Here is a 25,717-nt window from a genome sequence, read left to right as displayed (position 1 = left end):
CCATAACTAGCATGTCCCGCGCCGATTCGGCCAGTTCACCAATTGTCTCACGGGAAGGGAACGGGCGGGCGCGTCATGCGCTCAAGCCAGCGGGTCGAGCGCCAGATTTGACGCTTGCAGACCGGCCCGGTACAGCCCTTCAGCTCCATCGTGTCGCGGTCGATGAGCCGGATATGGCCCCGATAGACGCGGCCCGTTGCGGGATCGTTCAGGCGGCCGTCCCAGCCGTCGCCGTTGGCGCGGAGACCGTCGACCATCACGCCGCCGATGGCGACGTGCCGTGCATCGGAAGCGTCTCGGACATGGGCGAGCCGGCCGCAGACCCGCGCGGCGTCGACTTCGCAGGGCGCGAACCGCACGACGAGCGAGAGGCCTTCGCTGGCCCAGCCGCCCGAGAGCGTGTCGGCGCGCGCCTCGCCCAGCAGCGTCAGGCCGAAGGCGGCGGCGAGAACGGGCATCGCGGTGCGGCCGAGCGCGGCGCGGAAGCGGGCGAGATAGGCGGGGTGCTCGGTGCCGCAGAAACGGTCCCACCAGGTGAAGTAAAGGCCGAGATTGCAGCGGCCGTTTTCATGGTGGAGGTCATGATGCGTGACCGTCGTGAGCCAGTCTAGGAGCGGCCGCCCGTCGCGCGTGGCAGGGAAAAGTTCGGTCCCGCAATGACCGATGGCATTCCTGAGGATCATGTGCGCGGTGAAGAGAAAGATTACCAACGGATGCGCCGGGATCACGGCGAGCGCGAGCGGCAGATAGGTCGCATGTACGAATGCCTCGCCGAAGTTGAAGCTGTAGGCGGTAAAGGCGGTCGGGTTGTGCGAGCGGTGATGGAGCCGGTGTAGGGGGCGGAAGAGGCGCGGGTGATGCAAAAGCCGGTGCGACCAGTAGAACCAAGTGTCGTGGCCGACGATTAGAAGCGCGAGCGACACGGCGAGCCAGGCCGGGCCGTAGTCGGCGATGTGGAGATAGACCGGCAGGAGGCCCGCCTGCGCGCCCGCCGCAATCGTGGTGCCGAAGGCCGCGAAGATCACGACCGTGCGGAGACTTGCCGCGACTTCGCGAGCGATCTGGCGGGTGCCTGGGCGCGGTTCGTCGCGCACGCGGCGGTGGGCGAGCGCAGGGCCGAAGGCGAGGTTCACGGCCAGATGCGTGCCGCCCGCGGCGATCACGTAGCGGGCGAGGTCTTCGGCGAAGACGCCGGAATAGAGCCCGGCGAGGGTGGAGAGACAAAACATCGTCGTCATCCTTTTTCGGGTTGCGGATGACGGATGTTCTGGCGGGCCGGGGCCCTAGAATTCGCGCCGATTTCGAAATCGGCGGGGTTACTCCGGTTTCGGCGTGGCTTTGTCCGGTATCGGCTGGGCGGTGGCGCGGAACTCGCTGGGACTTAGACCGGTGATGTCGCGGAAGGCGCGGTTGAAGGGGCCGAGCGAGGCGAATCCGACCTCGTAGGCGAGCGTCAGGATCGGCGTGTCGGCGCGGGCCGGTTCGGACAGGATTTCGCGGGCGCGCGCAATGCGGCGTTCATTGAGGAAGCGGGCGAAGTTGCGGTAGCCAAGGCCTTGGTTGATGACCCGCCGCAGCCGGTGTTCGGTCGTGCCGAGGGCTCCTGCTAGCTGGCCGATGGTCAGCCCCTCCTCGGCCCAGACGCCCGCCTCCATCGCCGCGGTCAGGCGGTCGAGCACGGCATGTTCGGCGGCGGTGAGTGCGAGCGGGCGCGGGCGAGCGGGAGCGTCGCGAAACATCGTCTCGCGATTCGCGGCAAACCAGGTGAGGAAGGCGCCAAGCAGCGCCGCGAGGCTGGCTGCTTGCAGGACGAACTTCTCCGGTCCGAGGAGGCCGGTCAGGAGCCCCAATTCCTCGGCGGTGATCGCGATGCCGAGCAGAGCGCCGAGGCCGAGGAAGACGCGCCGGAGGCCGCGGCGCGCCTCGATGAGGTCGCCGGGACCGCTTTTCCAGGCGATATAGAAGAGGTGCAGGTAGAGGAGGACGACGAGGCCGCCTCTGACCAATCCGGCGGGCGGCCAGGCGAAAGTCGCGAGTGCGGTGGCGACGACGATGAGGCCAAGGGGCACGACATAGGCGCGGAACGGCGCGGCTTCGTCGAAGAATTCGAGCCCCGCCCACCAGAGGATCGCCGGCAGCGCCATCGCGATGACCACGGGCGCGTAGAGTGGCGCGGGCGGCGCGGCGTCGAAGGCGGGCGCAGAGACGAGGAGATAGGAGGCGAGCCCCAGCCCCAGAAGCGCCAGCGACAGCCCTGCCGGTCCGCGTCTTGGCGGCACGAGCGCGAACGCGGCGAGGAGGAGCGCGAAACCGCCCGCCGCGCCCCTGAGCGCCGTGTCGATCGGCAGGATGCCTTCCATGACTTCGCCCCCGAAGGGCCGCGACCTAGTTCGTGTTGTCGAGCCCCACCGGCTGGCCGACGACGACGAAGCGCAGCGCTTCAGGCTTCATCAGCCGCGCGGCCACGCGCTTGATATCGTCGAGCGTGACCGCCTCGATATAGCCGTTCCGGTCGTTCACATACGAGATCGGCAGGCCCTCGCTCTGCATGCCGACGAGCATGTTCGCAATCGGGCCGTTGCCGTCGAAGCGCAGGGGATAGGAGCCGGTGAGATATGTTTTGGCGGCGTCGAGTTCCGCCGCCGTTACGCCTTCCTCGGCGACCTTGGCCCACTCCGCGCGCACGACCTCGATCGCCTCGGTCACCTTCTCGTTCGCCGAGGCGAAGGAGCCCTGCCAGGTCTCGGCCAGGTCCATCGGCACGAGATAGGTCGAGATGCCGTAGGTCAGTCCGCGCTTCTCGCGCACCTCTTCCATGAGGCGCGCAGCGAAGCCGGATCCGCCAAGGATCTGGTTGAGCAGGTAGGCGGCGAAAAAGTCGGGATCCTCACGCTCGATCCCGGCATGACCAAATACGACGACCGATTGCGGCGAGGCATAGTCGATGACGGTTACGCCGCCGGTGAGCATCGGTTGAATCTTGGGCGGCATCTGCGCGCTGGTTTCGGGCAGGCCGCCCAGAAGCCCGTCGAGGAGGCGGCCGAGTTCTTCCTCGGTGATGTCGCCGACCGCGGAGACAAAGAGCCGATCCTTGGCCATCAAGTCAGCCTTGGCGGCGACCAGATCATCACGCGTGAGCCCGGCCACGCTTTCAAGCGTGCCGGTGCGATCCGAGCCGTAGGGATGGTCGCCGAACGCCGCCTCGTCGAAGGCGCGGCGGGCGATGGTGCCGGGGTCCTTGTCGTCGGACTGGATGATCGAGACGATCTGGCGCCGCACCCGCTCGACTGCATCCGCATCGAAGCGCGGCTCCATGAGGGCCTGACGCAGGAGCGCTGCGGCCTCATCGCGATTCTCGCTCAGCATTCGGGCGGAGATGGTCATGGCGTCGTCGAAGGCGTCGAATTCGAACTCGGCGGCGAGCGCGTCGCGCGCCTCGGCGAAGCCCTGGCTGTCCATCTCGCCGGCGCCTTCCTCGAGAAGCGCGGTCATCAGCAGGACCGCGCCGCGCTTGCCGGGCCGGTCGAGGCTGGTGCCGCCCTCGAAGCGGATCTCGAGCGCTGTGAACGGGATCTCGTGCTCCTCGACCAGCCAGGCGCGGATGCCGCCGGGCGAGGTGACTTCACGGATATCCACGGCAGCGGCAGGTAGGGCGGCAAGGACCGCCAGCACGGCGGCGAAGAGGGTCCGGATCATTGCATCAACTCCTCGGCGCCGTCGCGCATCATCCAGCCGGTCACCGCGCGGCGGCGGTCGAAGACCTCGGCCGCGGCCGCCATCACGTCGGCTTCGGTCACAGCACCGAGAATCACGGGCCAGGCCTCGACATCGGCCACCGTCAGACCGGTCGTCAGCGCCTCGCCATAGCGGCGGGCGAGACCGTCGACGTCGTCGAGGGCATAGATCATCTCGGCGCGGATGCGGGTCTTGATGCGGTCGAACTGCTCTGCGTCCACGCCGGTTGAGAGAAAGTCGGCCAAAACGCCGTCCAGCGACGCTTCGGCATCGGCCAGGCTGACGCCCTCGGCCGGGACCATGGCGATGTTGAACGTCGTGTCGTCGAGCGACGTACCGTCGTAGCGCGCATAGGTGTAGATCGCCTGCTTCGTCTCGAACTGAAGCTTGCGGGCGAGGACCGAGGTCTGGCCGTCGCCGCCGAGGATTTCAGCGAGGATCGTGAGCGCGGCGGCCGTTTCCTGCGCGCCCGGGTCGCGTTCCGGCGCAAGGTAGCTGCGTGTCACATAGGGCTGCGAGACGCGAGGGTCGGAGAAGCTAAGCCGCCGCTCGGCGAGTTGGGGCGGTTCCTGGGCGCGGGCGCGGGGGTGAATGTCGGGGCTGGGCTTTAGGGGGCCGTAATAGGTCTCCGCCAGGCGGCGGACCTCGTCGGGCCGAACGTCGCCCGCCACGACGAGCACCGCGCCGTTCGGCGCATAGTAGCTCTGGTACCAGTCGAGCGCGTCCTGACGGGTCAGGTTCTCCATCTCGTGCCGCCATCCGATGATCGGCGTGCCGTAGGGATGGTTGAGGTATTGCGCCGCGCGCCGTTGTTCGAAGAAGATCGATCCGGGATCGCTGTCGACGCGCTGGTTGCGCTCCTCGATGATCACCTCGCGCTCGGTCTTCCAATCGTCCTCGGACAGGATCAGCCCCTGCATCCGGTCAGCCTCCATTCGCATGACAAGCTCCAGCCGGTCGGCCGCGATGCGCTGGAAATAGGCGGTGTAGTCCCAGGAGGTGAAGGCATTGTCCGAGCCGCCGTTGGCCGTGACCGTCTTGGAGAACTCGCCCGGTGCAAGCGTTTCGGTGCCCTTGAACATGAGATGTTCGAGAAAATGGGCGACGCCCGAGACGCCGCGCCTTTCGTCGGCGGCCCCGGCCCGGTACCAGACCATCTGCACGACGACCGGGGCGCGGTGATCCTCGATCACGACGACTTCCAGCCCGTTGTCGAGCGTGAATCCCGAGATCTCGGCGGCGCGCGCGGGCACGGCTAGGACTAGGACGGCGGCGGCGAGCCTGGCGGCGGCGCGGATCATGCCTCACTCCCTCGTTGACATTGGCCAGAGGTATAGGCCCGGTGCCCCGCGTCAAGCCCGATGACGCGGAGGTGATGATCAGTTGCCGGTGAAGACCTCTTCGGGTGGTGCGCCAACGGTCTTGGCTCCGACCCTCCGCCAGCGCTCCAGTTCGGCATACTGATCGAGCGACATGGGCGCATAGGCGCGATAATAGACGTTCACGTTGGCCAGACGCTCCAAGAGCCGCCCGTCATTGTCGCGGCGGTATTCGAGATCTTCGGCCGCGAGCACGCCGCGGATATCAGCCGACGTGCCGAACCGCGCCGCATAGGAAACGAGGCCGCCGTTGCCGGCCGCGATCGTCGTCGGACCGAGGCGGGCGGGGTTGCCGCCCAGTGCTGCGACGGCATCGGCCTCGGGCGTGGGGTCGGTGATGTTCGCGCCACCCGGCGTGGGGTTGGGCAGGCTCGCCAGATCCTCGGGCAGTTGCAGGGGCTTGGTGGGCAGGATCGCGAATTCGTCCGGGCTCCGGCTGGCGGAGCGGACATTCATCAGCGTCGGGTCCTTGCCCCTGCCGCCGCAGGCCGAGAGCATGAGCGCGGCGCCCAGAAGAACGCCCCGGACCAAGACCGCGCGACTGCGCCGCTTCGCTGCCATGGATGACTCCCTTGCCTCGTTGGCCCTCGGTTTAGCGCATGTCCCGCCGCGCGTCACGTGGTCTTGTCCCGCCCGGTGAACACGACGAGTCCCACCGCACCGGTGAAGATCGCGATGTCGGCGACGTTGAACGAATAGGGGTTGTCGATTCCGGGCACGGACATATTGAGGAAATCGGCAACCGCCCCATAGACGAGCCGGTCGAGCACGTTGCCCAAGGCGCCGCCGATCAGGAGCCCGGCGGAGGAGTGCACGATTCGCGAATGCGGCTCTCGGCGGACCCAAAACCAGACCCAGGTTGAAATGGCGAGCGCGAGCGCGATGAGTACCCAGCGCATTATCTCCGTGCCGTTCGAGAGGAGGCCAAAGTTGATGCCCTGGTTCCAGGCCATGCGCAGGTTGAGGAACGGAGGCACGACGTCGATCCGCTGACGCGACCAAAGATCGATCACGTGGACGACGAAGTATTTCGACGCTTGGTCGAGCGCGAAGACGCCGAACGCCCATTGAGTCACGAGCCGCATGCGGACCTCAATGCCGGAAATGCCGCTGGCCGGTGAAGACCATGGCAAGGCCAGCCTCATCCGCCGCCGCGATGACCTCGTCGTCGCGCATCGAGCCGCCGGGCTGGATCACTGCCGTGGCGCCGGCCTCGGCGGCGGTCAGAAGGCCGTCGGCGAAGGGGAAGAAGGCGTCGGAGGCGACGACGGCGCCCTTGACGGTCGGTTCCGATAGCCCTAGCGCCTCGGCCATGTCGGCGGATTTGCGCGCCGCGATGCGGGTCGAGTCCAGGCGGCTCATCTGGCCCGCGCCGATGCCGACTGTGGCGCCGCCCTTGACGTAGACGATGGCGTTCGACTTCACGTGCTTGGCGACCTTCCAGGCGAAGAGGAGGTCGTTCAGTTCCTCGCTGGTAGGGGCGCGTTTGGTCACGACCTTGAGGTCGGATTGAATGACCGCGCCGTTGTCGCGGTCCTGCACGAGAAAGCCGCCCGCGACCTGACGGAAGGCGAGGCCGGGGGATTTCGGGTCGGGCAGGCCCTCGGTTGTCAGCAACCGGAGATTCTTCTTGGCCGCGAAGACCGCCTTGGCGAAGTCATCGGCGTCAGGGGCGATGACGACCTCGGTGAAGATCCGGGCGATCTCCTCGGCCGTGGCGGCATCGAGCGGCCGGTTTAGCGCTACGATGCCGCCGAAGGCCGAGATGCGGTCGCAGTCATACGCCGCCCTGTAGGCATCGAGCAGCGTCGCACCGCGGGCCACGCCGCAGGGATTGGCGTGCTTGATGATGGCGCAGGCCGGACCCTCGGCGGGGTCGAACTCGGCCACTAGTTCGAAGGCCGCGTCGGTATCGTTGATGTTGTTGTAGCTGAGTTCCTTGCCCTGCCACTGCTTCGCCGTTGCGACGCCCGGTCGGTTCGATCCGTCGGTGTAGAAGGCCGCCGACTGATGCGGGTTCTCGCCGTAACGCAGCGTCTGGGCGAGCGTGCCGGCGAAGGCGCGGCGGCGAGGCGCGGGATCGCCGATGGCGGAGGCCAGCCAGGTCGACACCGCCGCGTCATAGGCTGCCGTGCGGGAATAGGCGCGCTGGGCGAGCTTGCGGCGGAACTTGGGGCAGGTCTTGCCGCCGTGCTGGTCCATGTCATCGAGAAGCTTGGGGTAGTCTTCCGGATCAATGACGACGGCGACATGGGCGTGGTTCTTGGCCGCCGCGCGGATCATCGCGGGGCCGCCGATGTCGATGTTCTCGATGCAGGTGCCGTAGTCGGCGCCCTTCGCCACTGTCGCCTCGAACGGGTAGAGATTGACGACGAGAAGATCGATCGGTTCGATCCCGTGGTCCTGCATAGCCGCGACATGGGCGTCGTCGTCCCTGAGCGCGAGAAGCCCGCCATGGACCTTGGGGTGCAGCGTCTTCACTCGGCCGTCCATCATCTCGGGAAAGCCGGTTATGTCGGCCACGTCGCGCACCTTCAGCCCCGCCTCGCGCAGCATCTTCGCCGTGCCGCCGGTCGAGAGAAGTTCAACCCCGCGCTCGGCTAGTGCCTTCGCGAAGTCGAGAAGGCCGGTCTTGTCGGAAACGGAGATCAGGGCACGGGCTAGCGGGGCCAAGTCGGCGGCGTCGGCGGTCAAGGGCATTCCTTCGGTCAGGTCGTCACTCCGGCATCGGTTCGTCATCGCGCACGGTGTCGCGAATGGCCGATGGCGTATCGTGCGCCTTCGCCAAGGTCCAGCCCAACTGACAGGCATAATCCATCACGATGGCCGAAAGGACGATCTGACGCGAGGCGCGGGGCTTCAGCCGCCCGCTTTCAAGATAGACCGAGGGTTCAAGCGTGAGTTCGGCCACCCCGTCATGCCGGAACACCCAGATCTCGCCCGACTTCAGCGCCATCGAGACAGCGGTTCCGCCGAGGTCAACCGCAGCGTCGACATCGGGATGCAGATGGAATCGCAGGTCGAATTCCACGCCGCGGCGGCGGGTCCGCTCCATGATCGTGTCGAAGCGGCGCCGGTCGGCCACGGTCATCGCGCCGAGCGTGTCCTCGCCCACGAGCGTCCTGCCGTCGATCGAGAGCGCGAGCTGACGGATATGGGTGAGGCCGTGCGTCGGCACGTAGCCGTTGTGGCCGGCCAAGATCCGGTGGCTGTCGCGGTCGTCCTCGGGCTGGGCCCAGACCATGTTCGGCGTGTCGGTGAATTCACCCTGCGCCGCCCCCGCAAGTATCCCCTCGGCGGCGAAGCGGGAGGATGAAAAGCCACGGATACAGAGCGTCGAATGCGAAGGGGTCGCGCGGCCCGCGCGGCGCCAGTCGGGTCCGAAGCTCGCGCCCGAACCGCAATTGACGATCAGCGGGCGGCGGCCCGAGGTCAGCTCCATCGCGAGCGTCGAGGCATGGGCGTTCGCCGATCCGCGCCCGCGCGGCGGCGATGCGGCATCGATGATCACCGTGGTGCGGCCCGCGGCCAACCGCGCATAGCCCATGGCGAGCCCGTGCGCGGTCAGCGCGCGCCCGCCTGCCGTCGCGAGCGCCTGTTCAAGTCGTCCTTCGAGCCCCCGGCTCCCGCCATGGAACCGTGCGAGCCCGCCATCGGCGTGGCGCAGTGCCCGGAGCGTCGGAGCGATGCGGGATATCGCGGCCAGATGCGCGTGCTGCGGCGTGCGTCCGGCCCCATTGAGTGCGTCGGCAGCCCAGGTGAGAAGAGTGAAGACCTCAAGCAGTTCTTCGGGATTGCGCGTCGGCAGGCCGCCCTCGGCGTCAATCTCGCGCCCGCATTCGCGGGCCAGCGCGTTGGCGGCGGAGCCGACATGTCGTTCCATCCCGGTGAGGGCGAGGCCGGCGTAGATGAGGCCCGTCAACGCCTCGAAGCGCGGCAGGCCCAAGGGCGCAGTGCGCCAGCGGCGGGCGAGAAAGATCGTCTGGCGGCCGAGGCAGCGGAAATAGGCGTCCGACGCGGCACGATCCTGGCTGTTTAGAAGCATGATCGCGTGGTTGATCCAGCGGATCAGCCGCCGCCCGGTCAGTTCGGGCGTCCAGCCGGGCCCCGCGCCGCGACCGTAACGGCGGATCCAGTCGAAGACCCAGGCCTGGGCTCGTGCACGCGCCGGCGCTTCGGCGACGGCCGCAAGGTCGTCGAGCCAGGTAAAGCCGTGGATCTCATCCTCAAAGCGAGGATCGGGGACCGGCAGGTCCCAGATCGACTGATCCTCGGCCTCTACGAAGAAGCCCGCGAACAGGAAATTGCCGCCGATGAGCTGGCGCCCGCGCGCGAAGGAACCAATCGTTTTGGGTTCGGGCTGGCTGACGAAGCCCGCCGCGGGCCGGGCGAGTGCGGCGAGACGTGCATGCAGGCGGTCGACGACCCCCACTTGTCCGTGTTCGGCATGCCCCACGCCTCGCGATCCTCGCTATCTTGCCTGCCGGGTTGACCCCCGGGAATCTGCTCTGGGGCGGAGATTACCGGCGGGTCTCTCGCCTGTCACCGGCAAATGGGCGCTCCTCATTGGCTAATGTGCAGCGCTGCGATGAAAAAACCATCCATGCCCCCCCGTTCAGGCCACAGGTCGGGACGGGTACGCAGGCCATTTTCCGCCGTTATCCAGCCCGCATCGACTCCGGGAAGCGCGAGCGCGGCCCTGTCGGCGCGAAGCCCGGGGTGGCGCGCAAGGGCGGCGGAAACCTGCCGCTCGCCCTCTTCGGGCAGAAGAGAACAGGTCGCGAAGACCAGCCGGCCACCGGGCCGGAGCCATGTCAGCGCGCGGTCGAGCAGCGCGGCCTGCAGCGCGACGGTCTCGTTCAACCCGGACTTGTCGCGCACATGCGGAAGGTCGGGATGACGACGGATCGTGCCGGTCGCCGAACAGGGCGCGTCGAGCAAGATCGCGTCGAAGGCGTCGGGCGGCTGCCACTGAAGCGCGTCGTCGATGACGGCCTCGGCCGAGAGGCGACAGCGGGTGAGGTTCTCGCGTAGCCGCTCCATCCGCTCGGCGGAAATGTCGAGCGCGGTCACCTTCGCCCCGGCGGCGGCGAGTTGCAGGGTCTTGCCGCCCGGCGCGGAGCAAAGGTCGAGCACGCGTTCGCCCGGCCGGGGCGCGAGTACTTTGGCCGGCAGAGCGGCGGCGGCGTCCTGCACCCACCAATCGCCATCGGCATAGCCCTGAAGTTCGGAGATCTGGCCCGCTCGGGCGAGCCGGACCGACCCTGTGGGCAGCGCGACACCGCCAACACGCTCCGCGAGCGCCGCGGCGTCGCGGTCCTTCGGCGTGAGATCGAGCGGGGCGCCTGCGGCGTGGGCGGCCTCCATCGCGATCACCGCGACCTTGCCGTAGGCTGACATCAGCCGCCCGCGCAGCCAGCCCGGCAGGATGGGCGGCGGCAGTGCGGCCCAATTCTCCGGCGCAGTTTCTCCGGCACGCCGGAGAACGGCGTTCGCCATTCCCGCCATGCCCTCGCTGTGCCGCCCCCCGGCGCGAAGCGCACCCACCGCCTCGCTCACGACGGCATGGGGCGGCTCGCCCTCGGCCAGCATGGCGGTCACGGAGACGCGCAGCAGGGCCAAGACCGGCGGCGGCGGGCGTTTGCGCAGCAGGGGCTTCAGTACGGAATCGGCGCGGGAGAGGTTGCGCAATGTCGAAAGCGTCAACCGCTGCGCCTGCGCGCGTTCGGCCGGTGCAAGCTGAGTGAGTATGCCTTGCGCGATCTGGTCGAACAGCACCCGGCGCTCCTCGGTGACGCCGAGGACGAGCCGCGCCGCTTGCCCCCGTGCGGTTTCCTTCGCCATGGCTCCCCCGGTTGTAGTGCCGGTTGTCGCGCCGGTCGGCCCCCCGTATATCATGGGTCTGGACGAGACAAGGAAACCCGTCATGCCGGACGACACCGAAATAGACGTGCCCGCCGCCGCGAAGCGCGCGCTGGCCGAGGCAGAGGCACGGCGCAAGGCCGCGAAGGCGCCCAACCTGCCGCCAGAGCTCGGTGGCCGCGACGGGCCGGAGCCGGTACGCTACGGAGACTGGGAGAAGAAGGGGATCGCGGTCGATTTCTGACCGCGACACCGAGGCGTAGTCGTGCCGTGAAACCGAAGAGCACCGCGATGCCGGAACGGAAGGTCGCTTGACGTCTGTGTGGCTCGCGGCCTTTGTTGCCGCTCAGAAGCCGGCACTGAACGTCCGCTCCACTCGGGCGGTAGCGCCGGACAGCGCCTGCTCAGAGCCCGAGCACATCCACCATATCGTATTCGCCGGGCTTCCTGTCCTGTCCCCAGAGCGCAGCCCTGAGTGCGCCCCGGGCGAAGATCGCGCGGTCGGTGGCGAGATGCCGCAGCACGACGCGCTCGCCGTCGGCGGCGAAGATCACGTCGTGCTCGCCCACGACATCGCCGCCCCGGATCGCCGAAAAGCCGATATCGCCCAGCTTGCGAGCGCCGGTGATGCCGTCTCGGCCTGACACGCGATGGTCGGCGAACGCGATGCCGCGGCCTTCGGCGGCGGCCTCGCCCAGCATGAGCGCCGTGCCCGATGGCGCATCGACCTTCATGCGGTGATGGGCCTCGACGATCTCGATGTCCCAGTCGGTGTCGAGCGCGGCGGCGACCTTCTTCGTCAGCTGAGTGAGGAGGTTCACGCCGAGACTCATGTTGCCCGCGCGCACGATCACGGCGTGACGCGCGGCAGCCTTGATCTTCGCAACATGGGCGTCCTGGAGACCGGTCGTGCCGATCACGTGCACCGCACGCGCCTGCGCCGCGAGGCCCGCGAATTCGACCGTGGCCTCCGGCGCGGTGAAGTCGATCACGGCCTGCGCCGTCGCGAAAGCCTCGAGCGGGTCGTCGGTCACGCGGACGCCGATGTCCGCCCCGCCCGTCGCAGCCCCGAGGTCGCGGCCGATCCAGTCATGCCCCGGACGCTCGACCGCGCCCACAAGCCGCGCGCGTTCGGAGGCGAGGATCGTCTGCACGAGCATCCGGCCCATCCTCCCGGAAGCTCCGGTCACTACGATGCCGGGGATGCTGTCGCTGTCGCTCATGGCTGCCTCCGCCCTTGCCGTCGGCTTCCTTTAGCCCGACCGGGCCGGCTTGGCAAAGTCCCGTTGCGGGCCGCCGCGGCTTGGCCTAAATCGAAGCGATGGCATCCAACCGTACTTCCCGGGGCTCTGGCCCCTCGCAGCGTCAGCTCCGAGTCGGCGAAGAGATTCGCAGGCGGCTGTCCGAAATCCTGCAGCGAGGCGAAGTGCATGACCTCGACCTCGCCGCCATGTCGATCACCGTGGGCGAAGTCCGCGTCTCGCCCGATCTCAGGATCGCGACCGCCTATGTGCTGCCCTTGGGCGGCAAGGACGCGGACGAAGCGATCGTCGCGCTCAACCGGTCGAAGGGCGAACTGAGGTATCTCGTGGCGCGGGTGATGAAGCTGAAATTCGCCCCCGAGCTTCGGTTCGTGATCGACGAAACCTTCGAACAGATGGAAAAGACGCGCCGGCTTCTGGCCGAGGACCGCGTGCAGCGCGATATCGCGAAGCGCGATGAGGATGACAACGGCGATGACGACGGCGATCTGGGCTAGGGCCGCGCTCGTACTCCTGCTCTCGGCAGGCGCCGTGACCGGTGCGACTTGCCGCGCCATCACGCATGAAGGGCAGGGCTACACGGTCTGCGAAGCGGACCGGAAGGACGACCTACGCCTGTTCCTCGACGCCCCGGACGGCGCGCCGATCGGCACGTTCGAGCGGCTGCGGGGCCAGCTTGCCGAAGACGGCCAGTCGGTTTCCTTCGCCATGAATGCCGGCATGTATCATCCCGACCGGCGGCCCGTGGGGCTTTATGTCGAGAACGGGCGCGAGGTATCAGGGCTGGTCACTTCGGAGGGTCCCGGCAATTTCGGGCTCATCCCAAACGGGGTCTTTTGCATCGGTGCGAAAGCGTTCCGCGTGGTCGAGACGCGGGACTTCGCCGCCGAACGGCCGGACTGCCAGTACGCCACGCAGTCGGGCCCGATGCTCGTGATCAGCGGCGCACTGCATCCGCGATTCCTCGAGGAGTCCGACTCGCGTTACATCCGCAATGGTGTTGGCGTCAGCGCGGATGGCAGCCGCGCCTATTTCGTGATCTCTGAAGGCGCTGTGAATTTCCACAGCTTCGCGCGCATGTTCCGCGACGCGCTCGGTACGCCGGATGCGCTTTACTTCGATGGCAACGTCTCACGTCTATATGCGCAAGAACTGGGGCGTGACGATTTCGGCTTTCCGATGGGGCCGATCGTGGGTCTGGTCGGCCCTGCGGATTGACGCGACCCCGGGGTTTCGCTAAGGCGCGCGCTTCTGTCGAAGGGGAGAAGGATGGCACGCAAGAAGGGCCGCGACATATCCGGGTGGCTTGTGGTCGACAAGCCCGCGGGCCTGACCTCGACCGCGGTCGTGAACAAGGTCCGCTGGGCGTTCGGTGCAAAGAAGGCGGGCCATGCGGGGACGCTCGACCCGCAGGCGACCGGCGTGCTGGCGGTGGCGCTCGGCGAGGCGACGAAGACGGTGCCCTTCGTCACGGACGCGCTTAAATGCTATGTGTTCGCGGTGCGGCTAGGGGTCGCCACGACTACCGACGACGCCGAGGGCGAGGTGATCGAGACCTCCTCGACGCGGCCCTCGGACGAGGCGATCCGTGCCGCGCTGGACGCGTTCCGGGGAGAGATCATGCAGGTGCCGCCACAGTTCTCCGCCGTGAAGGTCGAGGGCGAGCGTGCCTATGCGCTTGCCCGAGCGGGCGAAGAGATGGAACTGGCGTCGCGGCCCCTCTGGGTCGAATCGCTCGAGATGACCGCGCGACCCGATGCGGATGTGGTGGAATTGGAAATGGTCTGCGGCAAGGGCGGCTATGTGCGGTCGATCGCGCGTGACCTCGGGCGGGCTCTGGGGTGTTTCGGGCATGTGACCTGGCTTCGCCGCGAATGGTCGGGTCCTTTCGAGGCTGCGGACGGCGTGACAGTCGAAGAGATAGAGGAACTCGCGAAGACCGAGGCGCTCGATGACCTGTTGCTGCCCCTCGAGGTCGGGCTGGCGGAGCTGCCGGAATTGAGGGCGACGGCGGAGGGAGCGGCGCGGCTCAGAAACGGCAATCCGGGCATGGTGCTGGCCTCCGATGTGGACTGGGGCGACGAGGCCTGGGCAAGCCATGAGGGACGCGCGGTCGCGGTCGGGGTCTACAAGTCGGGCGAGCTTCACCCGAGCCGGGTGTTCAATCTGTGACCGCCGGGGCTCCGCCCCGGACCCCGAGGTATTTTCGGCAAGATGAAGATCAGAGGCTTAGCCCGATCCTGCGGCCCTCGTGGAAGGCGTAGGGCGCCTGGCGGGGTGCTGCGGCGTCGCCGATCAGATGGGTCTCGATGTCGGCGAGGTCGGCGGACAGGGGATCGAAGGCTCGGTTCGTCGTGGACATGACGAGGGCCGAGGCGTCGAGGCGGGTCTCCGCGCTGGTCAGCATGCTGCGGACGGTGGCGGCATTTCCATGCCATTCGGCGATGAGGTGCTCGGTGAGGAAATTGACGCCGAGCTTGGCGAGGCGGGGGCGGAGCGGGATGTCGGCGGAGGTGCGGGCAATTTCCTTGCCGATGAAGGGTTCGGGCGTGACGATCGTGACCTTCCTGCCCTGCTCGGCCATCGCCCAGGCGGTGCCGAGACCGCGCCAGTGGCCGCCTTCGTCGTAGAGGATCACGGTCTGCCCGAGCTTCGCCTCGCGCCGCATCACGTCTTCGGGCGCGAAGACGTTGCCCTTGCCGATGCCGGGAAGGCGGTCGTGGCCCTGAAGCCAGCGCTGAAAGCCGTCTTCGTCCGGCAAGGACCCGGTGGCGAGGATGACGGCGTCGGGGTCGAGGGCGCGGATGTCGGCCGCCTCGGCATAGGCGTTGAGGTGGAGCCGGACCTGGAGCTTCTCGAACTGACGCTCGTACCAGTCGAGAAGGTCGAGGATCTGGGCGCGGCGGGGCTGTTCGCCGGCGAGGCGGAACTGGCCGCCGATCCTGGCTTGCGCCTCGAACAGGTCGACGCGGTGGCCGCGTTCGGCGGCGGCGCGGGCGGCTTCCAACCCGGCCGGACCCGCGCCGACGACGACAATGCGGCGGGGACAGGCGGCGGGGGTGAAGCGGTCGCCGCCCCACTCGAACTCGCGCCCTGCCGAGGGGTTGATCAGGCAGGAGATCCAGTAGTCGCGGCTCCGTCGGCCCCAGCACATCTGGTTGCAGGAGATGCAGCCGCGCACGTCCTCCGCACGCCCCTCGGCGGTCTTGCGCGCCAGATGCGGGTCGGCGATCTGGCCGCGCACGATGGAGACGAGATCGGCCTGGCCGGACGCGATCACGCTTTCGGCGTTCTCGGGGGTGCGGATATGCGCCTCGGACGTGATTTTCGCGTGTTTGACGATCTTCTTCAGTTCCTCGGTGAAGGGCGCGGTCAGCTTCTCGCCGTAGAGGAAGGTCGGCATCAGGCGTTCGAAATCGAGATAGCCGCCATGGCCGCAGGTGACGTAGTCGATATGGCCGGTGGCGTCGTGGAGCGCGACGATCTCGGCCAGAGCCTCGCCTTGCAGGAGTACGTCCTGGCTGTCCGACGTGCTGATGGCGAGGCCGATGATGAAATCCTCGCCGCAGGCGCGGCGGATGCCCTCGATGATGGTGCGGCTGAGGCGGGTGCGGTTTTCAAGGCTGCCACCCCATTTGTCACTGCGCTTGTTGGACCAGGGCGTCCAGAACTGGTCTAGGAGCGAATGGTAGGCGGCCCAGACCTCGACGCCCTGGAAGCCGCCTTTCTTGCAGCGGATCGCGGCGGCGATATGGGCCGCGATCAGTTCCTCGATCTCGGCATCGGTCATCGCGTGGGAGCCGTCCGAGTCGTGGTAGCTCGGCCCGCCCGACGGCCCCCAATGCGGCGCGAAGCTGAGATCGGAATCGCCGTGCGCGCCGACATGGTAGAGCTGCTGGAGGATGACGGAGCCCGCCTCCCTCACCGGCTCGGTCACCTTGCGGAAATGCGGGATGACCTCGTCCGTTCCATGCCGGAAATTGCCGCGCGTCAGCACACCCGTCCGGTGGACCGGCATCGGCTCGGCCACGATCATCGCCGCCCCGCCAATCGCGCGTTCGAGCAAGTAGGCGCCGAAGCGCGCGCCGGGCAGGCCGCTCTCCGACATGTTCGCCGTATGGGCGCCGAACACGATGCGGTTACGAAGCGTGTGCCCCCTGAGCTCGATCGGGGACATCAGGCGTGGATGGGCGGTCATCGTCCGACTTGTCCGAACTTGTTGGTGACGGGCGGCGGCGCACCGGTCCGCAATCGAAACGGGCGGTCCATCTTCGTGAGGTTTGCGCCGAACTTAGTACCAGGCATCCGGCACCGCGGCCTTCTTCTTCGTGACGAATTCCCTCAGCGCCTTGTCGACGCCCTCGTCGAGATGCGGCGCCTCGTATTCGCGCAAGTGCTGCTTCCAGAGCCGGTTCGCCCGTGTCGCGGCGTCGTCCTGGCCCGCGGCCTCCCATTTCTCGAAGGGCTCGTTATCGGCGGTTTCCGAATCCCAGAAGGCGGTCTCGTAATTCGCCATCGTATGCGAGCAGCCGAAGAAATGGTTGCCCGGGCCGACTTCGGCGAAGGCGTCGACGGCGAGCTGGTTGTCGTCGATCTTGACCCCGTCGAGATAGGTGTGGAGCGCGCCGCAGAGATCGGCGTCCAGCATGAACTTCTCATAGGACATCGAGAGAAGCCCGTCGAGGAAGCCGGCCGAATGCAGGATGAAGTTCGCGCCGCAATGAATCGCGGCGAGCATCGACATCGTGCCCTCGGTCATTGCATGGGCGTCGGGCAGCTTCGACGTGGTGAAGTTGCCCGAACAGCGCAGGGGCAGGCCAAGCCGGCGGCAGAGCTGACCGATGACCATCGAACCGATCGCCGGTTCCGGCGTGCCGAAGGTTGGCGAGCCGGAGCGCAAGGACATCGACGACAGGAATGTGCCGAAGACGGTCGGTGCGCCCTTGCGTTCGAGCTGGGTGAGCGCGCAGCCGGCCATGGTCTCGGCGAGCGACTGGGCGATGGCCCCCGCATTCGTGACCGGCCCCATCGCGCCGCCGAGAATGAAGGGCACGACGACGGCGCACTGGTTGGCCCGCGCGTAGGCGCGCAAGCTCTTCGTCATCGTCCCGTCCCAGACCAAGGGCGAGTTAACGTTGACGTTGCCGAGGATGACGCAATTCTCGTCGACGAAGTCGCGACCGAAGACGATCCGCGCCATATCGATCGAATCCTCGCTCCGCTCCTCGGCCGTGACCGAGCCCATGAAGGGCCGGTCGGAGTAGCGAATATGGGAATAGACCATGTCGAGGTGACGTTTGTTCACGGGCACGTCGGTCGGCTCGCAGATCGTGCCGCCGGAATGATGGAACCAGGGCGAGGACTGGGCGAGCTTGATGAAGTTCTCGAAGTCCTGAAGCGTACCGAAACGGCGACCGCGGTCGAGGTCCATCACGAAGGGCGAGCCGTAGGCCGGCGCGAACACCACGTTCCTGCCGCCGATCCGGGCTGAGTTCTCGGGGTTGCGCGCGTGTTGCGTGAACTCGGCCGGCGCCGATTTCAGGATTTCGCGCAACATGCCGGGCTCGAACGTCACGCGGACACCATCAACCTTCGCGCCCGCCTTCTTCCAGTGGTCGAGCGCCACGTCGTCGTCGCGGAACTCGATCCCGGTTTCGGCGAGGATGCGGTCGGCGGCGGCCTCGATCTTCTGGAGGTTCTCCTCCGACAGGATGTCGTATGTCGGGATGTTGCGGGTGATGTAGGGCCGCCCGTGGCCCGTCGCCTTGTGCGACCGTTCGCGCCGCCGCGCCTCGCGGCCGCCGTGGCGTACCCGGTGAACGGTATCCTCAGCTGTCATTCGAGCCTCCCCGATCAGCGCTTCGGCACCGATTTTACGTGCGCGAGCCGCCGGGGCGACATACCCGGCACGACATTCCGGGGAGATGAAATGTCGTTTTGAACCGTTCAGTGGTCGTTAGGGTCCGGCGCAGGCCGGACCGGCCCAGAGGGGCCCGATGCCCCGACGGGCCTCGCCCCTCCGCCTATTCGGCTGCGAGGTCCGGGGCCCATCCCGAAATCGCCTTGACCTCGAGGAATTCCTCGATGCCCCATACGCCGCCCTCGCGCGCCCGGCCGGACGACTTGACGCCGCCGAAGGGCGAGCCGGCGCCGCGGCTCTGGCCGTTCATCTCGACCATGCCCGAGCGGAGCCGCTGGGCCATCCGGTTGCGCCGCGAGCCGTCCTGGCTCTGCACGTAGTTCGTGAGCCCGTAGGGCGTGTCGTTGGCGATCCGGACGGCGTCCTCCTCGTCCTCGAAGGGGATGATCGACAGGACCGGCCCGAAGATCTCCTCGCGCTCGATCGTCATGCCGGGCGTCACGTCGGCAAAAACCGTCGGGCGCACGTAGTAGCCCTTGTTCATCCCCTCCGGCAGGCCGAGCCCGCCCGCCACGAGCCGCGCACCCTCGTCGATGCCCTTCTGGATGAAGCTCTGGATCTGGTCCCATTGACGCTTGTTCACCACCGGTCCGATATGGCGACCGGCCTCCGAGGCCGGGCCAACCTTGACCGCCTCCGCCACCTCGGCGGCGGCCTCCACCGTCTGGTCGTAGATCGAGCGCTCCACGAGCATCCGCGACGGCGCGTTGCAGCTCTGGCCCGAGTTGTTCATCATATGCAGGACGCCGCGCTTCACCGCCTTCTCGTCGGCATCGGCGAAGATCAGGTTCGCGCCCTTGCCGCCGAGTTCGAGCGCCACGCGCTTCAGCGTCTCGGCGGCGGTCTTGGAGATCGCCTTGCCAGCCCGGGTCGAGCCGGTGAACGAGATCATCTCGACATCCGGATGGCTCGACAGCGCCGTGCCGACGCCCGCGCCGTCGCCGTTCACGAGGTTGAAGACGCCCGGCGGCACGCCCGCGTCATGGCAGAACTCGGCGAAGAGCATCGCGTTGAGCGGCGCCTCCTCGGAGGGCTTCAGCACGCAGGTGCAGCCGGCCAGCATCGCCGGGATCGCCTTGAGCGCGATCTGGTTCATCGGCCAGTTCCACGGCGTGATCAGCCCCACGACGCCGATCGGCTCCATTGCGATCCGGTCGTTCGGCGCGTGGGGACCCAAGGGCCGGACCCACTCGATCTTGTCGAAGGCGCGCAGGAAGTTCTTCAGATGCCAGGGCAGGCAGGGCGCTTGCTGGTCGCGCGCCATGTCGATGGGCGCGCCCATCTCGAGCGAGATGGCGTGGGCAAGCTCGTCCTTGCGCTTCTCGTATTCGTCGAGGATGCGCGCGACCACGGCGCGGCGTTCCGCGGGCGGCGTCGCCGCCCAAGCGGGAAACGCCGCCTTCGCCGCGGCGACCGCCGCGTCGACGTCTTCCGACGCGCCGAGCGAAACCACGGCGCAGGGCTCCTCGGCCGACGGGTCGATCACCTGATGATCGCAGGGGCTGGACGGCGCCACCCAGGCGCCGTTGATGTAGAAGTCGCGTTTCTCGATCATGGCTCACCTCATCGCTGGCGGCGGGACAGTGGCAGGCACCGAGGCCGACCGCAAGTGGTCGCAAAGAAATATGATCAAATTCCGGCTGGTCAAATCCGCGCGGCGTGTCGCGGGACAAGAGCAACGTGCAAATGTCTTTCTTCGGAACTATACTCGCCCGTGCGACAGGAAAACACATGGGGGGTGCAAATGGCTTTGCGTATCAATGACACGGCGCCGGATTTCGAGGCCGATACAACCGAAGGCCAGATCCGCTTTCACGACTGGATTGGTGATGGCTATGCGGTTCTGTTCAGCCATCCCAAGGACTTCACGCCGGTCTGCACGACCGAGCTTGGCATGATGGCCGGCATGACCGGGGAATTCGCGAAGCGGAACGCCAAGATCATCGGGATCTCGGTCGATCCCGTCGACGATCACCATCGCTGGAAGGCCGATATCGCCTCTCTCACCGGCAACACGGTGAACTATCCGATGATCGGCGATCCCGAGATGAAGGTCGCGAAGCTCTACGACATGCTGCCCGCGAGCGAATCGAAGGTCGAGGGCCGGACGCCGGCCGACAACCAGACTGTGCGCACCGTATTCATCGTGGGGCCGGACAAGAAGGTCAAACTCTACCTCACCTATCCGATGACGACGGGACGGAACTTTGACGAGATCCTCCGCTCGCTCGACTCGATCCAGCTTACGGCCAATCACCAGGTCGCGACGCCAGCTGGCTGGAAACAGGGTGAGGACGTCATTGTCACCGCCGCCGTTTCCGACGAGGAGGCGACCAAACGATTTGGCAGTTTCGACAAGAAACTGCCCTACGTGCGGTACACGAAACAGCCGGCGGCCTGACGATGGGCACCGGCTGGGGAGCGGGCGGCTTGCGCCCGCTTTCCTGGTAGGCGCTGGCAGGGCGCATGTGCTGGCAGTTCCGCCGCCGCGCGGCCGGGGCGGAGGAATCTGACTCAGATCAAAGCGTTGGCCGCCCTTTTGATGGCACTTCGTAGAGTAGGTACGCGCGAAACCCGCCCTCACGCGAAAGCGGAAACCGGGGCTGCAACGCCGCCTGATACGGAACCGAGCGACGCGAACCGATCCGACATTTGCCAGAGGAGCTACCATGAGCTTGCGAATCAACGACACCGTCCCGAACTTCACCGCTCAGACCGACCAGGGCGTGATCGATTTCCATGACTGGATCGGTGACAGCTGGGCAATCCTCTTCTCTCATCCTAAGGACTTCACGCCGGTTTGCACGACCGAATTCGGTGCGGTGGCGCGGCTTGCCGAAGAGTTCCGCAAGCGGGGCACCAAGGTGATCGGCATTTCGGTCGACGGGGTCGAGGATCACAAGAAGTGGAAGCAGGACATCGAGACGGCGGGGGGCGCGACGGCGGGCTTCCCGATCATCGCCGATGACGGGCTGCATGTCTCGAAGGCCTTCGACATGCTGCCGCACGAATACTACCTTCCCGAGCACCCGACCCCGGCCGACAGCCAGACAGTCCGCTCGGTCTATATCATCGGGCCGGACAAGAAGCTGAAGCTGTCGATGACCTATCCGATGAATGTCGGGCGCAACTTCGCCGAGGTGCTGCGCGCGCTCGACGCGCTTCAGACTGCCGAAAAGAAGGGCGTTGCTACGCCGGCAGACTGGACCGTCGGCCAGGACGTGATCATTCCGCTAGCCCTTGACGACGAGGCGGCGAAAAAGAAGTTCGGCGAGTTCAACGCCGTGCTGCCCTATCTGCGCTATGCGAAAGTGCCCAAGTGACGTGACTGTCGCGGGCGGCAGGCGCCCGCCCGCTCACCGCCGCTGCGTGGCGAGCGCGACGTGCCGCCGCCTCGCACGGCCAACGCAGGCGAGACGCCGCGCGAGGATGCGGATCTGTCCAGCGATGCGCCGGGCACGGTAGCTTGCCCGCGCGGAAAGCGGAATGTTGCGCCGGTCAGGCCGGGTTTCGGCGAGGATGCTGCTGTTGACCGCGATCGGGGCGGCCAGCCCGTGAGCCACGCACCGGTCAAGCTGGACGGCGAGCGCGGGATCGGCCTGCCATGAGCACATGCGGTGCGCGGCGCAGATTATCCCGTCCGCGATCCCGGCCGCCCGCGCGCAATCCTCCATCAGTATTCGCGCCCCGCTCGGCCATAGCACATAGGCAGCGGCGCCTGTGTAGTCCTGCCAGAGCCGCACCATCGGCGCCGCGGCGTGGCGTTGGCCGAGCAGCTTCCGCCGTCCCCGGGTTTCGAGCGAGATATGGTCGATGCCGGGCAGACCTTCGACGGCGGCCAGAAACGCCGGAACGTCTCGCATCAGCACCGCGTCATCCTCAAGCACGAGCATCGGCGCCTTGCCTTCGGCGATCCGCTGCCAGGCGCTCCGGTGCGAGGCGGTTGCGGCTTTCTCGGCATCCCGCAGGGGCCGCTGCCAGCGCGTCCAGTAGGGATCGTCGGGTGGCGGGGTCAGCGTGCGGGGAGAAACTGCATCGAGCCGTTCCCATTCGACGCCCAGCGCGTCGAGCTGGCGGGACTGGAAGGTCATGCGGTCGGTTTCCGTGGCGAGGTTAATGACCAGCGCCTTCATGCCGCCTCACCGAAAGGGTCGGAGAAATCGCCGGAGAAAAGCTTCAAGTAGGCGTCAACCACGCCTTGCTCGCTGAACATCTCCTGAAGCCGGGACTTCGCGTTCTCGGCAAAGCGCCCGGCGGCTTCGCGGTCCGTCCTGAGCCGTTCCAGCGCCGCGGCGAGCGCGTCCACGTCGTCGATCGGCACGACGAGCCCGTCGGTCCCGTCGCGCATGAACCAGCTTGGCCCCTCGGACGCGGTCGAGACCGAGGGCACGCCCGCCTGCCAAGCTTCAAGGAGCATGTTGCCCAAGGGTTCGTGCCGCGAAGGCATTACGAAGGCGTCGGCGGCGGCGATTTGATGGATGGGCTCGTCCTGCCAGCCGAGAAAGCGCGTGCGGTCCGTCATCCTGCAATCCCTCACCAGAGCTTCAAGCGCTTCGCGTTCCTTTCCGTCTCCGGCGAGCCAGAGCCAGGAACCGGGAACGCGCGCGGCGGCGCGGATGGCAAGGTCCATGCCTTTGCGAGGAACGAACCGCCCCCCGGCGGCGATCAGGAAGACGTCGTCGGGCGTGTCATGCACCGCCCGCGAGACAGGCAGCGGCGCGACAGGACGGGGGAAGTTCGAAATTGTGACGACCGGCTTCGTCCAGCCGAGCGCGCGGCATTTTGTGCCGATTCCGGGCAGGTTGCCGACCAGTAGGTCACAATTGCCGAAATGCTTGAGATTCTCTGGGAAGTCGCCGAGCCGGGTCAACTTCACCGCATCGGACCACTGCGGCATCAGCCGCGCCGCGCGCGGCATCCAAGCCATGATCGCATCGGGCCGCCACGTCCGGCAGAGCCGCCGGACCCGCCATTCGAGCACGGGCGCGCTGAGCGACAAGCGGCGATAGTGGTTCTCGATGATGGGGCCGTGGGGCGCGATCCCCTCGCGCCAGCCGCGATCGGGGCGGATGACGAAGCGCTGCTCCACCCCCCGCCGCCCGAAGGCGGCGACGAGATTGACGAAGAAGCGCTCCGCGCCGCCGTCCTTCCCGAAATGCAGGTGCAGGACTCGCATCGCCCTAACCCTCCGTCCGGCGCTTGCGCCACGCCCGACGCAATGCAAGGCGATAGCCTAGTTGGTAGCGGAGCGCGCGGAGCGCCTGCGCCAGACCGCTCACCCCCGCCGCGCGCCGCGCGGAGCCGATAGTACCGGTATTCGTCTGTTGATCGCCGACGCGCACGGGCGGCGGCAGGACGAGCGCAACGCGAAGGCCGGTTTCCCAGAAGAACTTCTGATCCTCGTCGACGGGCCGGAAGAACGGGATCGCGCGGTCGGCCAACCGCGCCGCCGCGCCCCGCGTCAAACCATAGCCGATAAGGCACGTCGGCACGCGGTAGGGGATCACCAGCCGGTGTTCGTCCCCGAGCGACCGGTCAGCGACGATGTCCGGCTCCTCGTCGAAGGAGAAAAGCTTGACCATGTCCCAGTCCCCGGCGCGGTCCTCGGCGAGAAGCGCGAGAACGCGGGCGAGATCGCCGGACGCGGCCACATCGTCCTCGAAGACGAACCCGCCTTCAGCCGGTCCTCCGGCGATCCGCTTCCAGGCCGTGATATGGCTCAGATAGCAGCCGATCTCGGCCGGGACGAGCGGATGGCGGCCTCCGCGGGCGTTTGCACGGGCGTCGTAGACCCGGGCGATGTCATCCTCGGACAGTTTCCAGCCGTTGACCGCATCGATGCGCTCGAACCCGATGCCATGCCCGTCGAGAAGCGCCGCGGCATTCTCCATGCGGGCAGCGTTGTCCTTGAGGTTGATGACATAGGCCGGCCACATTGCTCAGCCCGTTCGCCGGTAGAGTGCAGTCACGCGGCGAAATTGCGCTGCCTCGAGCCGGAACCCGTGATCCTGAAGGAACGTGTTGGTCTCGACGAAGGTATGTGCCTTTGCCGGGCCACGCTCATAGCCGCAATCGACGGCCACCCAATCGATCCGGTCCAAGCTGTTACGCGCGCCCTCCAGCACCTCCGGTTCCGCGCCCTCGGCTTCCAGCTTGAAGATCACCGGGCCGGTCACGGACGAGAGGTCCACCGCAGCATCAAACGTCGTCGCGGCGATCTCGACAAAATCCTCCATGCCGTGACCTGCGAGCACTGAGCTGTCGGCGCTTTCGGGCTTGGTATAGAAGCGCAGCGTCGTCTCCTCTTTCCAGAGCGCCTTGCGGATCGTCCGTGCCTCGCCGCCGAAATTGTTGAGATCGCAGCAGCGCGCCTCCAGCGCCTCGGGCTCGAACGCGACGTAGCCGTGGCCGCGCGCACGGGCCCAAAGGCCCAACTCGCCGACATTGGCGCCGCAATCGATGAACAGGCCATCGCGTAGAGTGTCGATCCGGTTCAGATGATAGTCGGCGGCCAGCGCGTCGACACCTGCGGTAATACCACGCTTGTAGCGGTTGTGGCGGCCGCGGCGACAGATGTGGATTTCTTCAGCGCCCGTGCGCGCCACGTGCAGGGCACTGTCTTCGCCGGGCACGGGCGCGATACGCTGCGCCTTACCGCGCAGAGCGTTGCGCGCGTTCACGACGCGGCAATAGGCGTCGATAGACATCGCGTCGCTCAGACGCTCCTCGATATTGCGGAAAGCATTAAGTCTCACGGAAACACCCTTCCGAAACTGTGGGCGGCAGTGCGCGGAAACGGCGTCATGTCTTAGGCCTCGCCGATCATCATCCAGCCGGATGACACGGCGCAGATGCGCTCACCGCGTTTCCCGGAATAGGTGCCGCCCCGAACCGTCAGCAGCGCATAAAGCCAGTCGCGCAGATGCGCACCGTGAAACATGAGCCGCGGGAACGGCCCGCGATGCCCGGAAATGGCGCTCGCCGACGTGTAGCGCCCCCATACGAGTGGCTGAAGTTCGAGTTGACTGAAGCCCGCGCGCTCGAAGGACTCGCGCCACCAGCTTGGCGTCGCCCGGAAGTAGTCGTCGGGATGCGCGTGGATGCGAAAGATCCACGGAACGGTCACGATCGCCGTGCCGCCTGGCTTGAGCACCCGGCGGATGTCTTTCAGCACGGACGCCGCGTCGTATATGTGCTCCAGCGTGTTCAGGCAGATAACATGATCGTAGCGCGCCTCGGGGACCGGGAAACGCTCGCCAGGTTCGATCAGGTAGGTCGGCTCGATCTTCGGGTCGATGTTGACGGATTCGACCTCAATCCCCTGCGACATATGAGACACATAGGGCGACTTCGCGCCGCCGCCAACGTCGAGCACGCGGCCCGCGAGCGGCTGAGCCGCCAGCGCCTCGTATTCCAGGACGCGCAGCACCGAAAGCCCCGGATGGCTCCGGTAGAGACGCCGCCAGCGCGCGAGTGTCGGCACCGGCGGCGGCGTGTAGTGGTAGTCCATGCGCGTCCCCGCTCAGTCCCGGGCAGTCATAGTTGCTCCGTCAGGGCGA

The 25,717-nt window shown here is 67.1% G+C and carries 24 protein-coding genes; 6 read left to right on the top strand and 18 right to left on the bottom strand.

Annotation, left to right across the window (positions count from 1 at the left end; all coding sequences use genetic code 11):
* Positions 1 to 47: 47 nt before the first annotated feature.
* From DEA8626_RS18870 to DEA8626_RS18830, 9 genes are all read right to left on the bottom strand, one after another.
* Positions 48 to 1,229: a sterol desaturase family protein gene (locus DEA8626_RS18870; RefSeq protein ID WP_146188904.1), complete on the bottom strand. Its 1,182-nt coding sequence runs from the start codon at positions 1,227 to 1,229 to the stop codon at positions 48 to 50.
* Positions 1,230 to 1,316: 87 nt separating this feature from the next.
* The gene (locus tag DEA8626_RS18865) at positions 1,317 to 2,360 is read right to left on the bottom strand and encodes a helix-turn-helix domain-containing protein (protein ID WP_108854791.1); all 1,044 of its coding nucleotides are present in this window, start codon (positions 2,358 to 2,360) and stop codon (positions 1,317 to 1,319) included.
* 25 nt (positions 2,361 to 2,385) lie between these two features.
* The gene (locus DEA8626_RS18860) at positions 2,386 to 3,696 is read right to left on the bottom strand and encodes a M16 family metallopeptidase (RefSeq protein WP_108854790.1); all 1,311 of its coding nucleotides are present in this window, start codon (positions 3,694 to 3,696) and stop codon (positions 2,386 to 2,388) included.
* A complete protein-coding gene (locus tag DEA8626_RS18855) occupies positions 3,693 to 5,036 on the bottom strand; it encodes a M16 family metallopeptidase (RefSeq protein WP_108854789.1) in 1,344 nt (447 codons plus the stop codon). Before DEA8626_RS18855 ends, DEA8626_RS18860 begins: the two co-directional genes overlap by 4 nt.
* Positions 5,037 to 5,114: 78 nt before the next feature.
* On the bottom strand, positions 5,115 to 5,675 hold the full coding sequence (locus DEA8626_RS18850; protein WP_108854788.1) for a DUF3035 domain-containing protein: 561 nt from the start codon (positions 5,673 to 5,675) through the stop codon (positions 5,115 to 5,117).
* Between the two features lie 53 nt (positions 5,676 to 5,728).
* Complete coding sequence (gene lspA / locus DEA8626_RS18845) at positions 5,729 to 6,199, bottom strand: signal peptidase II (RefSeq protein WP_108854787.1); 471 nt, start codon at positions 6,197 to 6,199, stop codon at positions 5,729 to 5,731.
* Positions 6,200 to 6,206: 7 nt separating this feature from the next.
* On the bottom strand, positions 6,207 to 7,808 hold the full coding sequence (gene purH / locus DEA8626_RS18840) for a bifunctional phosphoribosylaminoimidazolecarboxamide formyltransferase/IMP cyclohydrolase (RefSeq protein WP_245890927.1): 1,602 nt from the start codon (positions 7,806 to 7,808) through the stop codon (positions 6,207 to 6,209).
* Positions 7,809 to 7,830: 22 nt separating this feature from the next.
* On the bottom strand, positions 7,831 to 9,570 hold the full coding sequence (locus DEA8626_RS18835; protein WP_108854785.1) for a heparinase II/III family protein: 1,740 nt from the start codon (positions 9,568 to 9,570) through the stop codon (positions 7,831 to 7,833).
* A gap of 107 nt (positions 9,571 to 9,677) precedes the next feature.
* Positions 9,678 to 10,958 carry an RsmB/NOP family class I SAM-dependent RNA methyltransferase gene (locus DEA8626_RS18830; protein WP_108854784.1) on the bottom strand — a complete coding sequence of 427 codons (1,281 nt, stop codon included), beginning with the start codon at positions 10,956 to 10,958 and terminating at the stop codon, positions 9,678 to 9,680.
* 82 nt (positions 10,959 to 11,040) lie between these two features.
* Here DEA8626_RS18830 and DEA8626_RS18825 point away from each other — a divergent pair, with 82 nt between their 5' ends.
* Positions 11,041 to 11,220, top strand: a complete 180-nt coding sequence (locus DEA8626_RS18825) for a DUF1674 domain-containing protein (protein WP_108854783.1) — start codon at positions 11,041 to 11,043, stop codon at positions 11,218 to 11,220.
* A gap of 160 nt (positions 11,221 to 11,380) precedes the next feature.
* On the opposite strand, the gene dapB is transcribed toward DEA8626_RS18825, so the two are convergent.
* Entirely contained in the window at positions 11,381 to 12,199 is an 819-nt protein-coding gene (dapB, locus tag DEA8626_RS18820) for a 4-hydroxy-tetrahydrodipicolinate reductase (RefSeq protein ID WP_108854782.1), read from the bottom strand.
* A gap of 98 nt (positions 12,200 to 12,297) precedes the next feature.
* Here dapB and rbfA point away from each other — a divergent pair, with 98 nt between their 5' ends.
* Genes rbfA through truB form a run of 3 tightly spaced genes read left to right on the top strand, consistent with a single transcriptional unit; the run spans position 12,298 to position 14,410 of the window.
* Complete coding sequence (gene rbfA, locus DEA8626_RS18815; protein ID WP_181366522.1) at positions 12,298 to 12,735, top strand: 30S ribosome-binding factor RbfA; 438 nt, start codon at positions 12,298 to 12,300, stop codon at positions 12,733 to 12,735.
* Positions 12,713 to 13,456 (top strand): phosphodiester glycosidase family protein, encoded by a 744-nt coding sequence (locus DEA8626_RS18810; protein WP_108854780.1) that lies wholly within the window; start codon positions 12,713 to 12,715, stop codon positions 13,454 to 13,456. Before rbfA ends, DEA8626_RS18810 begins: the two co-directional genes overlap by 23 nt.
* Before the next feature lie 51 nt (positions 13,457 to 13,507).
* Positions 13,508 to 14,410, top strand: a complete 903-nt coding sequence (gene truB / locus DEA8626_RS18805; protein WP_108854779.1) for a tRNA pseudouridine(55) synthase TruB — start codon at positions 13,508 to 13,510, stop codon at positions 14,408 to 14,410.
* A 49-nt stretch (positions 14,411 to 14,459) separates the two neighbouring features.
* On the opposite strand, the gene DEA8626_RS18800 is transcribed toward truB, so the two are convergent.
* The 3 genes from DEA8626_RS18800 to DEA8626_RS18790 form a co-directional block, all read right to left on the bottom strand.
* Positions 14,460 to 16,436, bottom strand: coding sequence for an FAD-dependent oxidoreductase (locus tag DEA8626_RS18800; RefSeq protein ID WP_108854778.1), 1,977 nt, complete (start codon positions 16,434 to 16,436; stop codon positions 14,460 to 14,462).
* 93 nt (positions 16,437 to 16,529) lie between these two features.
* The gene (locus DEA8626_RS18795; RefSeq protein WP_108854777.1) at positions 16,530 to 18,077 is read right to left on the bottom strand and encodes a trimethylamine methyltransferase family protein; all 1,548 of its coding nucleotides are present in this window, start codon (positions 18,075 to 18,077) and stop codon (positions 16,530 to 16,532) included.
* Between the two features lie 184 nt (positions 18,078 to 18,261).
* Positions 18,262 to 19,713, bottom strand: coding sequence for an aldehyde dehydrogenase family protein (locus DEA8626_RS18790; RefSeq protein ID WP_108854776.1), 1,452 nt, complete (start codon positions 19,711 to 19,713; stop codon positions 18,262 to 18,264).
* A 189-nt stretch (positions 19,714 to 19,902) separates the two neighbouring features.
* Between DEA8626_RS18790 and DEA8626_RS18785 the strand changes: the two genes are divergently transcribed.
* Together DEA8626_RS18785 and DEA8626_RS18780 are read left to right on the top strand one after the other, a co-directional pair.
* Positions 19,903 to 20,559: a peroxiredoxin gene (locus DEA8626_RS18785; protein WP_108854775.1), complete on the top strand. Its 657-nt coding sequence runs from the start codon at positions 19,903 to 19,905 to the stop codon at positions 20,557 to 20,559.
* Between the two features lie 268 nt (positions 20,560 to 20,827).
* On the top strand, positions 20,828 to 21,481 hold the full coding sequence (locus DEA8626_RS18780) for a peroxiredoxin (RefSeq protein WP_108854774.1): 654 nt from the start codon (positions 20,828 to 20,830) through the stop codon (positions 21,479 to 21,481).
* 33 nt (positions 21,482 to 21,514) lie between these two features.
* On the opposite strand, the gene DEA8626_RS18775 is transcribed toward DEA8626_RS18780, so the two are convergent.
* From DEA8626_RS18775 to DEA8626_RS18755, 5 genes are read right to left on the bottom strand one after another with little or no spacing between them, the layout of a single operon-like run.
* Positions 21,515 to 22,291: a glycosyltransferase family 25 protein gene (locus DEA8626_RS18775; RefSeq protein ID WP_108854773.1), complete on the bottom strand. Its 777-nt coding sequence runs from the start codon at positions 22,289 to 22,291 to the stop codon at positions 21,515 to 21,517.
* Positions 22,288 to 23,334, bottom strand: a complete 1,047-nt coding sequence (locus tag DEA8626_RS18770) for a glycosyltransferase (RefSeq protein ID WP_108854772.1) — start codon at positions 23,332 to 23,334, stop codon at positions 22,288 to 22,290. Before DEA8626_RS18770 ends, DEA8626_RS18775 begins: the two co-directional genes overlap by 4 nt.
* 4 nt (positions 23,335 to 23,338) lie before the next feature.
* Positions 23,339 to 24,094, bottom strand: coding sequence for a glycosyltransferase family 25 protein (locus DEA8626_RS18765; RefSeq protein ID WP_108854771.1), 756 nt, complete (start codon positions 24,092 to 24,094; stop codon positions 23,339 to 23,341).
* A gap of 3 nt (positions 24,095 to 24,097) precedes the next feature.
* Positions 24,098 to 24,913, bottom strand: a complete 816-nt coding sequence (locus DEA8626_RS18760; RefSeq protein ID WP_108854770.1) for an FkbM family methyltransferase — start codon at positions 24,911 to 24,913, stop codon at positions 24,098 to 24,100.
* 53 nt (positions 24,914 to 24,966) lie between these two features.
* The gene (locus tag DEA8626_RS18755; protein ID WP_108854769.1) at positions 24,967 to 25,668 is read right to left on the bottom strand and encodes a class I SAM-dependent methyltransferase; all 702 of its coding nucleotides are present in this window, start codon (positions 25,666 to 25,668) and stop codon (positions 24,967 to 24,969) included.
* Between the last annotated feature and the right edge of the window lie 49 nt (positions 25,669 to 25,717).

This window comes from Defluviimonas aquaemixtae, from assembly GCF_900302475.1.
GTDB classification, from domain to species: domain Bacteria; phylum Pseudomonadota; class Alphaproteobacteria; order Rhodobacterales; family Rhodobacteraceae; genus Albidovulum; species Albidovulum aquaemixtae.
The sequence above is the reverse complement of the archived record's forward strand: the minus strand, read 5'-3'. Positions and strand labels throughout refer to the sequence as shown.